Annotated in this window: 13 protein-coding genes; 10 read left to right on the forward strand and 3 right to left on the reverse strand. The window is 60.5% G+C overall.

What is annotated here, in order from left to right; translation table 11 throughout:
- The gene (locus tag AB7I51_RS08660) at positions 1-1,074 is read left to right on the forward strand and encodes an enoyl-CoA hydratase/isomerase family protein (RefSeq protein ID WP_428405230.1); all 1,074 of its coding nucleotides are present in this window, start codon (positions 1-3) and stop codon (positions 1,072-1,074) included.
- A gap of 25 nt (positions 1,075-1,099) precedes the next feature.
- Positions 1,100-2,287, forward strand: coding sequence for an acetyl-CoA C-acyltransferase (locus AB7I51_RS08665; protein WP_428405231.1), 1,188 nt, complete (start codon positions 1,100-1,102; stop codon positions 2,285-2,287).
- A gap of 110 nt (positions 2,288-2,397) precedes the next feature.
- On the opposite strand, the gene AB7I51_RS08670 is transcribed toward AB7I51_RS08665, so the two are convergent.
- Positions 2,398-3,519, reverse strand: coding sequence for a Glu/Leu/Phe/Val family dehydrogenase (locus tag AB7I51_RS08670; protein ID WP_428405232.1), 1,122 nt, complete (start codon positions 3,517-3,519; stop codon positions 2,398-2,400).
- A gap of 150 nt (positions 3,520-3,669) precedes the next feature.
- Here AB7I51_RS08670 and pdhA point away from each other — a divergent pair, with 150 nt between their 5' ends.
- The 3 genes from pdhA to AB7I51_RS08685 are packed head-to-tail and all read left to right on the forward strand — an operon-like array spanning position 3,670 to position 6,837.
- Positions 3,670-4,767, forward strand: coding sequence for a pyruvate dehydrogenase (acetyl-transferring) E1 component subunit alpha (gene pdhA, locus AB7I51_RS08675; RefSeq protein ID WP_428405233.1), 1,098 nt, complete (start codon positions 3,670-3,672; stop codon positions 4,765-4,767).
- Complete coding sequence (locus AB7I51_RS08680; RefSeq protein WP_428405234.1) at positions 4,760-5,740, forward strand: alpha-ketoacid dehydrogenase subunit beta; 981 nt, start codon at positions 4,760-4,762, stop codon at positions 5,738-5,740. The genes pdhA and AB7I51_RS08680 overlap by 8 nt, the downstream gene beginning before the upstream one ends.
- The gene (locus tag AB7I51_RS08685) at positions 5,737-6,837 is read left to right on the forward strand and encodes a dihydrolipoamide acetyltransferase family protein (protein ID WP_428405235.1); all 1,101 of its coding nucleotides are present in this window, start codon (positions 5,737-5,739) and stop codon (positions 6,835-6,837) included. The genes AB7I51_RS08680 and AB7I51_RS08685 overlap by 4 nt, the downstream gene beginning before the upstream one ends.
- Positions 6,838-7,012: 175 nt before the next feature.
- Here the strand turns inward: AB7I51_RS08685 and maiA are convergent, their stop codons facing one another.
- On the reverse strand, positions 7,013-7,642 hold the full coding sequence (gene maiA / locus AB7I51_RS08690; protein ID WP_428405236.1) for a maleylacetoacetate isomerase: 630 nt from the start codon (positions 7,640-7,642) through the stop codon (positions 7,013-7,015).
- Between the two features lie 68 nt (positions 7,643-7,710).
- On the opposite strand from maiA, the gene hppD reads away from it, so the two are divergent.
- From hppD to AB7I51_RS08710, 4 genes are read left to right on the forward strand one after another with little or no spacing between them, the layout of a single operon-like run.
- Entirely contained in the window at positions 7,711-8,805 is a 1,095-nt protein-coding gene (hppD, locus tag AB7I51_RS08695) for a 4-hydroxyphenylpyruvate dioxygenase (protein ID WP_428405237.1), read from the forward strand.
- Between the two features lie 3 nt (positions 8,806-8,808).
- Positions 8,809-10,110: a homogentisate 1,2-dioxygenase gene (gene hmgA / locus AB7I51_RS08700; protein ID WP_428405238.1), complete on the forward strand. Its 1,302-nt coding sequence runs from the start codon at positions 8,809-8,811 to the stop codon at positions 10,108-10,110.
- Positions 10,107-11,126, forward strand: a complete 1,020-nt coding sequence (locus tag AB7I51_RS08705) for a fumarylacetoacetate hydrolase family protein (RefSeq protein ID WP_428405239.1) — start codon at positions 10,107-10,109, stop codon at positions 11,124-11,126. Before hmgA ends, AB7I51_RS08705 begins: the two co-directional genes overlap by 4 nt.
- 58 nt (positions 11,127-11,184) lie before the next feature.
- Positions 11,185-11,349 carry a hypothetical protein gene (locus AB7I51_RS08710; RefSeq protein WP_428405240.1) on the forward strand — a complete coding sequence of 55 codons (165 nt, stop codon included), beginning with the start codon at positions 11,185-11,187 and terminating at the stop codon, positions 11,347-11,349.
- Between the two features lie 282 nt (positions 11,350-11,631).
- Here AB7I51_RS08710 and AB7I51_RS08715 read toward each other — a convergent pair whose 3' ends face one another.
- Positions 11,632-13,608, reverse strand: coding sequence for a glycosyltransferase (locus AB7I51_RS08715; RefSeq protein WP_428405241.1), 1,977 nt, complete (start codon positions 13,606-13,608; stop codon positions 11,632-11,634).
- Between the two features lie 144 nt (positions 13,609-13,752).
- On the opposite strand from AB7I51_RS08715, the gene AB7I51_RS08720 reads away from it, so the two are divergent.
- Positions 13,753-14,304, forward strand: coding sequence for a DUF4760 domain-containing protein (locus tag AB7I51_RS08720; protein WP_428405242.1), 552 nt, complete (start codon positions 13,753-13,755; stop codon positions 14,302-14,304).
- Positions 14,305-14,380 lie beyond the last annotated feature (76 nt).

Consider the following 14,380-nt stretch of genomic DNA (forward strand, 5'->3'; position numbering starts at 1 on the left):
ATGGACGTCATCGCTTCGCGCGAGGGGCGGCTCGGACGCATTGTCCTCAACCGGCCGCGGGCGCTGAATACGCTGACGCTGCCGATGGTGCGGGCGTTTCGGCAAGCGCTCGACGAATTTGGGAATGGCGACGGCGTCAGCGCGGTGCTCGTCACAGGAGCCGGCGATCGCGGCCTGTGCGCCGGCGGCGACGTGAGGATTCTTTATGAGCTGGAGGCCGCGCAGAAGTGGCGTTTCGCCGACTTCTGGCGGGAGGAATACGAACTCAACGCCCGCATCGCCTCCTTTCCCAAACCCTATGTCGCGATCATGGATGGGATCGTCATGGGCGGCGGCGTCGGCATTTCCGCGCATGGCAACCGCAGGATCGTTACGGAGCGCAGCCGAATCGCCATGCCGGAGGTTGGCATCGGATTTTTTCCCGACGTGGGCGCGAGCTGGCTTCTCTCGCGCGCCGGCGCGGTCGGTCTCTATATGGCGCTGTCGGCGGCAACGGTGACGGCGGCCGACGCCATCGGCGCCGGACTCGCCGATCTCATGATCCGTTTGCAAGATATCGAGCGCCTGATCGAAAAGCTTTCGACGATCGAGCGCGCCGCGGACGTGGACGAGACGCTGCGGCGATTTTCATGCCAGCCGGGGGTCTCCACGCTTTCGTCCTTCAGGAGATTCCTCGCTGAAGCGACGGCGCATGAGAAGATCGCGGATGTGATCGCGGCTTTCTCGCACGAAGGGTCGGAGTTTTCGCTATGCGCGGCGGCGGAGATCGGATCGAAGTCGCCGACGGCGCTGAAAGTCACGCGCGCCTTGCTGCGGCGCGCCGGACAGGCTCCCAGTCTCGAAATCTGTCTGGCCAATGAATTCAAGGCGGCGTGCCGCATGCTCGAGACTCACGATCTCTATGAAGGCATTCGCGCCGCGATCATCGACAAGGACCGGCGTCCGAAATGGTCGCCAGATCGCCTCGACGCGGTGAGCGATGAAACGATCGAAGACATTCTTGCCGGCGACGATACGCCGCCGCCGATGTTTAAAAGCTGGAATTCGTCGCCATATTCTCCTTGGGAGAATTAACGGGCCCGAAGATGAGGATATTGTCATGAGCGCCGCCGCATCCGTCGCCATCATCGGCGCCGCGCGCACGCCGATCGGCGGGTTTCTGGGAGAGCTGAAGGACATATCTTCGCCGCAGCTCGGCGCCCATGCCATCGAAGCCGCCGTCGCGCGCGCCGGACTCGCCCCAAGCGACATAGAGGAAGTGGCGATGGGCTGCGTCCTTTCAGCGGGTCTTGGCCAGGCGCCGGCGCGTCAGGCGGCGCTCGGCGCGGGACTCTTGGAGACGACCGGCGCGGTCACCGTCAACAAAATGTGCGGCTCAGGAATGAAGGCGGTGATGCTCGCCAGCGACCAGCTTGCGGCGGGAGGCGCGCGCATCGCTGTCGCGGGCGGCATGGAGAGCATGAGCAACGCCCCTTATCTGCTCGATCGCGCTCGCTCAGGTTACCGGATGGGCCATCGCAAGGTTCTCGATCACATGTTCCTGGACGGTCTCGAGGACGCCTATGAAAAAGGCCGGCTGATGGGCGCTTTCGCCGAGGACTGCGCAACCGAATATCAATTCACCCGCGAGATGCAGGATGAATATGCTGTGACTTCGCTGGCGCGCGCCCAGCGTGCTACTGCCGACCAATCTTTCACTAAAGAGATCGCACCGATCACTCTCGGCAAAGGCGCCAATGCGCGAACCATCGCCAGCGACGAACTGCCGGGCAAAGCGAAGGCGGAGGATATCTCGCGCCTCAAGCCGGCGTTCAGGGAGGACGGAACGATCACCGCGGCCAACGCGAGCGCAATATCGGATGGGGCGGCGGCTCTCGCTCTGATGCGCGCCGACGACGCCGAGCGCGCCGGCGCGAAGCCGCTCGCGATCGTCCGAGGCTATGTCACCGTCGCTGGCGCGCCGAGCCGCTTTTCCGTCATGCCGATTGAAGCGATCCGTAAGCTGATGGATAGGGTCGGTTGGACGACCGGCGACGTCGACCTCTTCGAGATCAATGAAGCGTTTGCCGTCGTCGCAATGGCGGCCATGCGCGATTTGGACCTGCCGCACGACAAGGTCAATATCCGTGGCGGCGCTTGCGCTCTCGGCCATCCGATTGGCGCGTCGGGCGCGCGGATAATCGTCACGCTTCTTTCCGCATTGGAGGCGATGGACTTAAAAAGGGGCGTGGCGACGCTCTGCATCGGCGGCGGCGAGGCCACCGCGATCGCGATCGAGCGGGTCTAGATCACGCTGCATTCGGGCGGAATCGCCCAAATGCAGACAAAGTGATCAATTCCAAAGCTCTAGAGCGCGCTTTACGCGAAAAACCGGTTCCCGCTTTTTCGCTGCGCGCTCTACCGCCAGCGCCTCAGTTGCATGATCTTGCGCAGCCGGTCGGTCGAAAGCTTCATTGCGGCGTCGACAGGAGCCACTTTCAGCGCGCGCGATCGCTCCAGTGTGAGCCGCGTATTGCGTCCGATTTTTTCCTCTATCGCCGCGAAGGCCGCTCGTTCGCCGCCGCCGGCATATTCGATGCTCGCGCAGATCACGCCGCCGGCGTTGGCGATGAAATCGGGCACGCTGACGATTCCGCGTTCGAACATCATGCGTTCCGCTGTGGCGGTGGCCGGAATGTTCGCGCCCTGCACCACCAATTTGCAATTGAGCATGTCGACATTGTCGGCGCGCAGCACGTCAGGACGCGCCGCCGGAATGAAGATTTCGCAGGGCAGGGCGATCAGCGCCTCAGGATCGACGGCGCGCGCGCCTTTAAAGTCGCTGACGCTCTTGCCTTCACGCTTTAACGCAACGAGCGCCTCGATATCGAGTCCTTCTCCATCCGCCACCGCGCCGCGGCTGTCGGATACGCCGACCATGCGCACGCCCTTGCGGGCAAGAAACCTCGCCGCATGTATGCCAACGGCGCCGAACCCCTGCACAACGATGCGCGCGCCGCTGAGAGAAAGATTGGCGAAAGGCGCCGCCGCGCTGGCGGCGATCATGACGCCGAAACCGGTGGCGCCGATTTCATCGAGAGGAATGCCGCCAATCTCGGCCGGAAGACCGACGGAACGGCCGATTTCGTCATGGATCCAGGCCATCGCCGTCTCGTCTGTGCCCATGTCGGGTCCCGGAATATAGTCGACGAGTTGCTCGATCGATTTGGCGAACACGCGAATCAGCCGTTCCTTGTCGGTCGGCGCCATGTCGGAATCGCCGAAGATCACCGATTTTGCGCCGCCGTGCGGAAGTCCGCACGCGGCGTTCTTTAACGTCATCGCCCGGGCGAGTCGGACACACTCCCTGAGGCTGACGTCGGGCGCCATGCGGGTCCCGCCGATGGCGGGACCTGCTGCAATATTGTCGATGACGACGACGGCGCGGAGATCGACCGAAGGCGACCAGATGTGAACGATCTTCGCGGGACCGAATTCGTCTCGGAATGAGAAGGGATCAACTTCCGATTCGGCGGGCATGATCGGTAAATTGGACGACCGACGATACAGTCAAGTCTCGAGACAAACCCCCTTTTCTTGCGCCGCGGCGCCCCCCACATGACAAAAAAGTTGTCGCGGAGCGGTGACGTCCCGCAGCGCCGCGCTACTTCGCTCATCAGGAGCGGGGCGATGGGAAGCATCGAAATGGGTTTCGATCTCCATGTAGATTTCGTCCAGCTGCTGTCGCCAAGCGGCGAGATGAGCAAGGCGGCCAGCAAATCGGCGAAGGACATTGAGCGACTGGTCCAATTCTATCGCGCGATGACGAGAACCAGGATTTTTGACAATAAAGCGATCAGCCTCCAGCGCACCGGTCAGCTCGGCACATTCGCTTCCGCGCTCGGACAGGAAGCGATCGGCGTTGGAGCGGCGGCGGCGATGGAAGAACGCGACGTGCTCGTGCCGTCCTATCGAGATCATGCCGCGCAATTCTATCGCGGCATGTCGATGTCCGAATGTCTGCTTTATTGGGGCGGCGATGAGCGCGGCAGCGATTTTAAGAATGCGCGCGGCGACTTTCCAAACTGCGTCCCTGTCGCCACTCAGGTGCCTCAGGCGGTCGGCGCGGGTTACGCGCTGATGATGCGGAAGGAGGATCGCGTCGTCGTCACCTTTATCGGCGACGGCGGCACCTCCAATGGCGCCTTTTACGAAGCGTTGAACATGGCGGGGGTCTGGAAAACGCCGGTCGTCTTCATCATCAACAATAATGGCTGGGCGATCTCGACGCCGCGGGAACTCGAAAGCGCGGCCGAAACCCTCGCGCAAAAGGCGGTCGCCGCCGGAATCGAAGGACGACAGGTCGACGGCAATGACGTCGTCGCCGTCCATGAAGTCGTGCGCCGGGCGATCGAAAAGGCGCGCTCGGGCGGCGGTCCGACGGTGATCGAAGCGCTCACCTATCGTCTCGGCGATCATACCACCGCCGACGACGCCTCGCGCTATCGCGATCCGGAGATTGTCCGCGAGCAGTGGACGCGCGAACCGATCTCTCGGCTACGCTCTTATCTTGTCAATGAAGGTGCCTGGTCGAAAGAGCAGGAGGCGGCGCTGCTCAAGGAATGCGCGGAAGAGGTCGATCGGGAGGTCGCGGCCTATCTGAACGCTTCGCCGCTCAGCTCGGACGCGATGTTCGAGCATCTTTACGCCAAGCTCCCCGACTCCATGCAGTGGGAACGCGAAGAAGCGCGCCGCTTCGCGCCAACTAACGGGAACGGCCATGGCTGAAATCACTTTGGTCGAATCTGTCAATCTCGCGCTGGCGCGCGCAATGAGCGAAGACGACGACGTGCTGCTGCTCGGCGAGGACATCGGCGTCAATGGCGGCGTGTTTCGGGCGACCAACGGCTTGCAGGCGCGCTTTGGCCGCGAGCGCGTCATCGACACGCCCTTGGCCGAAGGCGGCATCGCCGGAGTCGCGGTGGGCATGGCGGCGATGGGGCTGAAGCCCGTCGCGGAAATTCAGTTTTCCGGATTCATCTATCCGACCATCGATCAGATCATCAATCACGCTTCCCGATTGCGCAATCGCACGCGGGGGCGAATGACCTGCCCGATGGTGCTTCGCTCGCCTTGCGGAGCCGGCATTCACGCGCCCGAGCATCATTCGGAAAGTCCCGAAGCGATGTTCGCGCATATGCCGGGGCTGCGTGTCGTCGCGCCGTCTTCGCCAGCTCGCGCCTATGGACTGCTTCTGGCGTCGGTGCGCGATCCAGATCCGGTGATTTTTCTCGAGCCGACGCGGCTCTATCGCCTGTTCCGTGAGGAGGTCGCGGACGATGGCGCGGAACTGCCGCTCGACGCCTGTTTCACATTGCGGGAAGGCGCTGACGCGACGGTCGTCACCTGGGGCGCGATGGTTCCGGAGACGCTGGCCGCCGCCGAAAAGCTCGAAGAAGAGGGCGTCGCAGTCGAAGTGATCGATGTCGCGACTCTAAAGCCGCTCGACATTGAAACGATCCTGCGCTCGGTCGAAAAGACCGGACGCTGCGTCATTGTCCATGAAGCGCCGCGCACGGCAGGACTCGGCGCCGAGATCGCCGCCGAAATCGCCGAGCGCGCGCTCTATTCGCTGCTGGCGCCGATCAAGCGGGTCACCGGCTATGATGTGGTCGTGCCGCTCGCGAAATTGGAGAAGCAATATATTCCGAGCGTCGATCGGATCATCGACGGCGTTCGGCAAGCGATGGAGGCGTCATGAACATTTTTCGTCTCCCCGATCTCGGAGAAGGGTTGCAGGAGGCCGAACTCGTTGAATGGCGCGTGGCCGCTGGCGAGGACGTCAAGGTCGATCAGCCGCTCGTCGCCGTCGAAACCGCCAAGGCCGTCGTCGAAATCCCGTCGCCTCAGGCCGGCCGCATCGAGCGGCTGTTTGGCTCGGCCGGGGACGTCATCCGCATCGGCGCGCCGCTGGTGGGCTTTGAAGGCGCGGGGGAGGATACAGGCTCGGTCGTTGGCGCCGTTCAGCACGGCGCCGCAGTCGTCCGCGACCAGCCGATCTCGGTTGGGCACGCCGGCGGCGCGCTGCGGGCGACGCCTGCGGTGAGAGCGCTGGCGCGCAAGCTCAATGTCGATCTCGCGATGGTGACGCCCTCGGGACCTGATGGGCTGATCACCGTCCAGGACATCGAACGGGTGGCGCGCATTCTCAGCGAGACCGTCGCCGCCGAGCCGCTGCGCGGCGCGCGTCGCGCCATGGCGCATAATATGGCGCAGGCGCAGGCGGAAGTCGCCGCGGCCACGATCGTCGACGATGCCGACATCAACGCCTGGGCAGCCGGGACCGACACGACCGTCCGTTTGATCCGGGCTCTTGTAAAGGCTTGCGAGGCGGAGCCTGCGCTCAACGCCTGGTTCGAGCCTCACGCCTTCGCGCGGCGCGTCATGAAGAAGATCGACCTCGGCGTCGCCGTGGACCTTTCCGAAGAAGGCCTGTTCGTGCCCGTCTTGCGGGACATCGGCAATCGCGACGCAAAGGATTTGCGCACGGCGCTGGACCGGATGCGGCAGGATGCGGCCGCTCGACGCATTCCGCCGGAAGAACTGCGCGGCGCGACCATCACGCTCTCGAATTTCGGCATGATTGCGGGGCGCTACGCCGCGCCGATCGTTCTACCGCCGACGGTGGCGATACTCGGCGCCGGCCGCATACGCGACGAGATCGTGGCGGTGAATGGCGCGCCGGCGGCGCATCGGATCCTGCCGCTCAGCCTCACTTTCGATCATCGCGTGGTGACCGGCGGCGAAGCCGGCCGCTTTCTGGCGGCGGCGATCGCCGATCTGACGCTCGCGGTTTAAGAATCATATGGATTCCGGATGGTCCATTCGCTTGGGATCTTGTCATTCCCGGCAGGCCGAAAGCCTGACCGGGAATCCAGGGCCAATCCAAGAACGCTGGCATTACTCTGGATTCCCGATCGCTCGCTTCGCGAGCGTCGGGAACGACAGCCGATCAGATCGCCCCGAAACCGCATTATTCGGCGTTGGCTTGCGCCTCCGGACGCGCCGCCAAAAAGGCGGGATGGTCGGCGCAGGCGGCGTCCACCGCAAGGATGCGCGGGCAGGAATCGAGCGGCACGTCAAAGCGTCGCGCATTATAGACCTGCGGAATGAGACAGATGTCGGCAAGCGACGGAGCCGCGCCAAAGGCGAAAGGCGCAGGCGCGATCAGCGCCTCGACCGCGTGGAGGCCCTCGGCGATCCAGCGCCGGCGCCATTCGGTGATCTGCTCGTCCCTCGCGCCGAATGAACTTTGCAGCGCCTCGATGACTCGCAGATTGGCGAGTGGATGTATCTCGCAGGCGATCGTCAACGCCGCCGCCCGCGCCTGAGCGGCCAATACGGCGTCTCTCGGCAGGAGCGGCGGATCAGGCTGTAGCGCGTCAAGATAGTCGATGATCGCCAACGATTGCGTGACGAGCCTGCCGTCGTCGAGCTCCAGCGTCGGCACGATCGCCAGCGGGTTTTTGGCGCGATAGCCGGGGTCACGCTGTTCGCCGCGCAACAAATGGATGTGCCGGCGTTCGACGGCGAGCCCCTTGAGCGCGATCGCTATGCGCACGCGATAGGCGGCCGACGAGCGGAAATAGTCGTAAAGGATCATGGGCCTTTAACCGGGTCGGCGACGCAATATTTAAATAGCAGCTCAGAGACAGCTGTATAGGCCTTGTTATGGACTCGACGCGCGGCGCCGCAACGGCGGCCGAAAACCCGATGGGAACGGATGGATTCGAATTTGTCGAATTCGCCCATCCGGAGCCTGCGCAGCTGGCGGCCCTGTTCGAGAAGATGGGCTTCGCCGCTGTCGCGCGCCACCGCTCCAAGGACGTGACGCTCTATCGGCAGGGAGAGGTGAATTATGTGCTGAATGCGGAGCCGCGCAGCTTCGCCGCCGACTTCCAGAAGGCCCATGGCCCCTCTGTATGCTGCATTGGCTTTCGCGTCGTCGACGCGGCAAAGGCGATGCGCCGCGCTGTTTCACTCGGCGCCAAGCCTATCGCTTCCGGCGTCGGCCCGATGGAGCTGAATATCCCAGCGATCGAAGGCGTCGGCGGTTCGCTCATCTATTTTGTCGATCGCTATGGCGACCAGGGTTCGATCTGGGATGTCGATTTCAGATGGACGGGCGAGCGCGATCCCAAACCTTTCGGCGTGGGCCTGACCGAAATCGACCATCTCACGCACAATGTCCGCCGCGGCCGCATGGACGCGCTGGCGAAATGGTATGAGCGGATCTTCAATTTTCGGGAGATTCGCTATTTCGATATCGAAGGCAAGATGACGGGCCTGCGCTCACGCGCGATGACGAGTCCCTGCGGCAAAATTCGCATCCCGATCAATGAAAGCTCGGACGAGAAGAGCCAGATCGAGGAATTTCTCGACGCCTATAAGGGCGAGGGCATTCAGCATATCGCCTGCGCCTGTCGCGATATCTATGAGACTGTCGTCGCGATGCGCAATAATGGGCTCGATTTTATGCCAGCTCCGCCGGAGTCCTATTATGACGCGCTGGAGCAGAGGCTGCCGGGCCATGGCGAGCCGACGCAGCGCGTCAAGGAGCTGGGCATTCTGATCGACGGCGCCACGAGCGGCGCGCGTCGTCTCTTGCTGCAGATTTTCTCAAAAACGGTCATCGGCCCGATCTTCTTCGAATTCATTCAGCGCAAGGGCGACGAGGGTTTCGGCGAAGGAAATTTCCAGGCGCTGTTCGAGTCGATCGAAGAGGATCAAATCCGCCGCGGCGTCTTGAACCGGGCGGCGGGCTGAGAGATGACGCCGACGCGCTATCTGCATGGCTTCGGCAATGAGTTCGAAAGCGAGGCGCTTCCGGGAGCCTTGCCGATCGGCCAGAATTCGCCGCAGCGATGCCCCTGCGGTCTTTACGCCGAGCAATTGTCCGGCTCGGCGTTCACGGCGCCAAGACATGTCAATCGGCGCTCTTGGCTTTATCGGATCAGGCCTTCGGTCCTTCACATCCATGAGCCTAAACGGATCGCGCAACCCCGTTGGAAGACCGCGCCCTGTCGCGATGTCGACGCGCCGTTCGGGCAGCTGCGCTGGAGCGCGAGCGCCATCGCCGGCGACGCAGGCTCCTTTATCGAGGGCATGCACACAATCGTGACGGCCGGCGATTGCGGGTCGAGGATCGGCATGGCGGCGCATCTCTATCTCGCCGCGCAGTCGATGGAGGACGATTATTTCTACGACGCGGATGGCGAACTGCTGATCGTTCCGCAGCTCGGTGATCTACGCATCTTCACCGAATTCGGCCTGATCGAATGCGCGCCCGGCGAGATTTGCGTCATTCCGAGAGGCGTGAAATTTCGCGTCGAGCTTCCCGCCGGTCCGTCGCGCGGCTATGTCTGCGAAAACTACGGCGCGCCCTTCACTCTGCCCTATCGCGGCGTGATCGGCGCCAATGGGCTCGCCAATCCGCGCGATTTCTTCACGCCAACCGCAGCCTTCGAAGACAAGGAGAAGCCCTGCCGGCTTACGATAAAATGGGGCGGCGCCTTCTTTCGCTGCGACATCGACCATTCGCCGCTCGACGTCGTCGCCTGGCATGGCAATTATGCGCCCTATAAATATGATCTGCGCAAATACTGCCCGGTCGGCGCCTTGCTCTTCGATCACCCCGATCCATCAATATTTACGGTCCTCACCTCTCCGTCGGATGAAGCCGGCGTCGGCAACGTCGATTTCGCTATTTTTCCGCCGCGCTGGCAGGTCGCTGAGCACACCTTCCGGCCTCCCTGGTATCACTTGAACATTATGAGCGAATTCATGGGACTGATTTACGGACGTTATGACGCGAAGCCGTCTGGCTTCGAGCCGGGCGGCATGTCGCTGCATAACGCCATGCTGCCGCATGGTCCCGACGCCGAAGCCTTCGAGCGCGCCTCGCAGGAAGAGCTTGTTCCGGCGAAGATCGACGACGCGCTCGCCTTCATGTTCGAGTCTCGGCTGCCCTTTTATCCGACCGTTTTCGCCCTCTCGCTCGAAACGCTGCAGAAGGACTATGCGGACTGCTGGTCGGGTTTGCGGCGTCATTTTACCGGCGATGGCCCGTGAAGCTCGCGTCCTTGAAGAGTCGGCGCGACGGCGCGCTCATCATCGTCTCGCGCGATCTGTCGCGCGCCGTGGCGGCGGGCTTTGTCGCGCCGACGATGCAGTCGGCGATCGACGACTGGGACGCCGTCGCGCCGGAGTTGCAGGCGCTGGCGGCGCGTCTCGAATGCGGACTTCGCGAAAGCTTTCCCTTTCGCCAAGGGGATTGCGCCGCGCCGCTGCCGCGCGCCTATCAATGGGCGGACGGCTCGGCCTATGTGAATCATGTCGCGCTGGTTCGAAAATCTCGCGGCGCTGAGATGCCGGAGAGCTTTTGGACCGATCCGCTGATCTATCAGGGCGGCTCCGACGCGTTCCTCGGGCCGCGCGACGACATTCCCTTGCTCGACGAAACGCAGGACCTCGATCTCGAAGCCGAGGTGGCCGTAATTACCGATGATGTGCCAATGGGCGTCACGCCGGAGGCGGCGCGCACCCACATCAAGCTTATTCTGCTGGTCAATGACGTGACCTTGCGCGGTCTCGTTGCAGCGGAACTCGCGAAGGGTTTCGGCTTTTTTCAGTCGAAACCGGCGTCCGCTTTTTCACCTGTGGCCGTGACCCCTGATGAACTCGGCGACGCTTGGGACGGCGGAAGGCTGTCGCTGCCGCTGCTTTCCTTTGTCAATGGCGCGCCATTCGGCCGGCCTGATGCGGGAAAGGACATGACCTTCGACTTTCCGCGCCTCATCGCTCATGCGGCGAGAACACGGACGCTGTGCGCCGGCACGATCATTGGCTCAGGCACGGTGTCCAACCGTGACGCCAATGGCGGGCCTGGCAGGCCAATCGGGCAGGGCGGGGACGGTTATTCCTGCATCGCCGAGCAGCGCGTCGTGGAGAAACTCATCGAGGGCGCGCCGCGAACGTCGTTCTTGAAGGCTGGCGATGTGGTGCGAATCGAGATGCGCGACTCGGCGGGGGGCTCGATCTTCGGCGCGATCGAGCAACGGGTCGTCAATTCGGGGCGGCGGGATTAATATAAGACCATGGGCGCATGCCGGAATGCTATAAGTCGCGCCGGCTCGAGACACGCCCATGACGGCATCAACGGCGCGTGCGTTGGCGATGCACATTTGGGCGTCCATTTCGACGTCTATGCTCAAACGTCAGCGTCAAACGCTGGCGCTTCTTCGCATTGTCGAAAAATTTTCGGCAGAAGGGATCGCCAAAGCCGTAAGATTACTTCCATCGAAAGAATGAAACGTCTGCCGCTGGTTGCTTCGTATCAACTGAAATGTGGACGGTCGTCGATCCGTCACGAAATTTACCAGCGAACTCGAGTTCTTGAAAATATGCTGAATAATGACCGTCGCCAATTTGCTCGGCTTTCATTTCGAGGCCGTTATATGTTAGCGAGACATAATTTGCTGGCGAAGGAAGTTCAACATCTATGCGTCCACTAAATTTGAAATCGCTAGCGGAAGGCAGCTGAATCGCGGCGCCGAAGAGTGGGGCGTAAAAATCGATATGTCCTCTTAGATCCTAATGCGTAGTCCTTGCAATAATATTGATCTTTGAATGTGGCTTGCCCGTTGAACGCAACGGCACCTTGGAGGCCTTTTTGCCCCATCGAAAGATGGAAGGCGCGTTGCGTTGCTTGGTTTCAACTGCTTGAAGCTCAAATCCAACAAGCGGTTGCCCCTTCTGATCAAATTCGTTGGCGACGTCGGGTCGGCTTATGCGCGCCAACCGCGTAACCGAAAAGACGCGACCATCTATTTCGAGCTCGTCGAATTCCGTTGGAACAAGCTCTCGATTGCAGATCCAACCTCGTAATTTCACCGTTGCAAAAAATTGCTCGACCCGAGGCAGCTGCTCAATAACCAGGCGCGCTGATTCCATTGGCTGACTGGTTGTCGCCGACAAGAGTCGATAGAGCGTCGCTCTGTCGTCGGGAGATCGTATGCCCAGCTCAATCGCTTCATCGAGACGGCCGTACAGAAATGCCAGCTGCATCAGTATGCTCACGGCCTCGCCAGAATTAGGCTCGACAGTCGTCAGCTGTTGAAATAAGGCCCCATGCTCCTGTCGCTCAAGAATATTCCACGTCTTATCAAGAACGATATTGGATAGTTCCGACGACCGAGCAAGCGACACAAAATCGGAAGTCAATTTGGGCGCGAGTTTGTCAACCGCGTCAATGATGCTTCGGTGATCCAAAATCGGGGCGCCCGTCGCCAGCATTCCAGTTCTGGATACTCGGTATCGAAAAAGCGTCAAAGGCACGATGCCCATCGCCGCGCCAGAAAGATGCGCTTTCAGAAAAAACTCCCAATCCTCGAAGCCTACGCCATAGAGCTCCGTGAATCCGCCTAGACGATCGAAAACGTCTTTGCGGACGATCGCATTTGCGTCGCCAAAACTATTGCGGAAATAGGAGAATTCTCCCCCAATGCCCAGATGAAAATGTAGGACCTTACCGTCCTCGGGCTCCTCGTCATCGTCAAAGACAAAATATTGTGACGTCAACACATCAAACCGCCCGCGCAAGGCGGCGGCGACAAACAGCTCTAGCTCATTCGGCTCCGCCACGTTGTCGTCGGCATGGAAAATCAAAAATTCGCCACGGGAGTTCGCCGCAGCTAAATTCCTGGTCGCGCCCAAATATCTATTCTCAGCCCTAATAATGCGAAAATTGGGTCCTCCAAATTCGGCTTCCATCTGATTAAGGCGGTCGAGCGCAAATTTGGAGCGACTGCCATCGTCTACGATGACGACTTCGATGTTTCTATATGTCTGCGCAAGTATGCTTGCTACAGTTCGCTGCAAAAGTTCGGGTCGCTCGTGATGGGTGACACAAATCGATACGAGCGGTTGTTGCAGCTCTGCCGGCTTCGCATGCGGCGGAGCGTCAAGCTCTTTGCAGAGTTCCCGCCATTGCGCAATGATGTCGGCAGGGTTGAGCGTGGACTTGATGCTCGAAAGCCCATCGGTCCACACACGGCGCAGAATGTTGCAAAGGCCTTGAGCTGTCGGCGCAAAAAGCGCCCGCTCGTGATCCTCTGTGGCGATGAGTTCGCCGACTCCGCCCACATCGCTACATATAAATGGTTTTGAAATTGTGAAGCATTCACCTACCACACAAGGGCTGTTTTCTATAAGTGACGGAATAACGCATAATGCGTTTCCGTGTGACTGAATATAACGAAGCGCATCAGCTTGGCTAAAATCGTTCAAAAAACGAAGACGCCCGTTAAAATCTTTCAACTGGCGAATCGCTAAGCCGCCACTATGCTCGCAATTTATCCTATCCATTCGTCCCATAAACGTTACGTCAATCGCAGGGAGCTGATTGAGCAGGCTCAACGCCACTTTTTCTGCAGGCGACCCTTCCGGCTCGCTTGATGAGGTTTGGGCGGCCGACCGTAACGCTGGGCTTAGAGCCCTAATCCATGCGATAGACAATTTCGGTGTTGAAAGGCCAAAAATCGGACACGTTGTCAACGGCATATCGATCATGCGGCTATGTCCAAGCCGCTATCAATAACTGGGATCGGTCTTGCCATTTCCGATGATCATGATGTCGCTCTTTAGCCTAGTTGCGCGGTGATATGCTAACATTTAAGCTGACATTAGCGTTTCTTCGCTTAACGGCGCTGTGACATGCTCGGGTGCTCCCTTCTCCAGGCTCTTGATGCGTCGGCGGCAGTGCTATTCGCTGCGACTTTCGCGACCATGGGGTGGGTCTATACGGCGCGTCGCGCTCGTGATTTGTCGCGCAAACAGCACACCTGCAATGTGATTCTCCATTCAAGTCTCGACAGGGGCTTAAATGAAGCCTCAGCGAAGCTTGTCCCGTTGATAAAAAATGGGGACATTGATTCGCTGCAGGAGGGAACCGTCGAGCGCGAAGCTTTTAGGCTCATGGCCAATCATTATGAATTTCTTGCCGCCGGCATCAGAAATGGGGATCTTGACGAGCGGCTAATGCGTGATTGCCTTCATGCACAACTCATTGAATTTTACTATAAATCGTCCAATTTTATTTGGATGCAAAGGGATATCCGCAGGAGGCAAACCACTTATGAACATTTGGAGTGGGTCTACCTCCGATGGGAAAAAGCCAAGCCTGAGTTTTACCAAAGATGGCTTGAGCGCCTGCTTAGTAAGCGTGATCGGACGACCGCCTACCGCTCTGCATGTGGAGTTGATTAGGTGTCCACCATCGAAGAGGTGGACACCAGATGGCGGCTGCGAATGATGGTGTTAGTGCGGGGCGTCGGACGTGGAG

It is taken from the genome of Methylocystis sp., assembly GCF_050246715.1.
Taxonomy (GTDB): Bacteria; Pseudomonadota; Alphaproteobacteria; order Rhizobiales; family Beijerinckiaceae; genus Methylocystis.

Coding starts and splice junctions, on each gene's coding strand:
- pdhA (WP_428405233.1), top strand. CDS start 3,670: ATGGGAAGCATCGAAATGGGTTTCGATCTCCATGTAGATTTCGTCCAG.
- AB7I51_RS08710 (WP_428405240.1), top strand. CDS start 11,185: ATGACGGCATCAACGGCGCGTGCGTTGGCGATGCACATTTGGGCGTCC.
- AB7I51_RS08665 (WP_428405231.1), top strand. CDS start 1,100: ATGAGCGCCGCCGCATCCGTCGCCATCATCGGCGCCGCGCGCACGCCG.
- maiA (WP_428405236.1), bottom strand. CDS start 7,642: ATGATCCTTTACGACTATTTCCGCTCGTCGGCCGCCTATCGCGTGCGC.
- AB7I51_RS08660 (WP_428405230.1), top strand. CDS start 1: ATGGACGTCATCGCTTCGCGCGAGGGGCGGCTCGGACGCATTGTCCTC.
- AB7I51_RS08685 (WP_428405235.1), top strand. CDS start 5,737: ATGAACATTTTTCGTCTCCCCGATCTCGGAGAAGGGTTGCAGGAGGCC.
- AB7I51_RS08715 (WP_428405241.1), bottom strand. CDS start 13,608: ATGATCGATATGCCGTTGACAACGTGTCCGATTTTTGGCCTTTCAACA.
- hppD (WP_428405237.1), top strand. CDS start 7,711: ATGGACTCGACGCGCGGCGCCGCAACGGCGGCCGAAAACCCGATGGGA.
- AB7I51_RS08720 (WP_428405242.1), top strand. CDS start 13,753: ATGCTCGGGTGCTCCCTTCTCCAGGCTCTTGATGCGTCGGCGGCAGTG.
- hmgA (WP_428405238.1), top strand. CDS start 8,809: ATGACGCCGACGCGCTATCTGCATGGCTTCGGCAATGAGTTCGAAAGC.
- AB7I51_RS08680 (WP_428405234.1), top strand. CDS start 4,760: ATGGCTGAAATCACTTTGGTCGAATCTGTCAATCTCGCGCTGGCGCGC.
- AB7I51_RS08670 (WP_428405232.1), bottom strand. CDS start 3,519: ATGCCCGCCGAATCGGAAGTTGATCCCTTCTCATTCCGAGACGAATTC.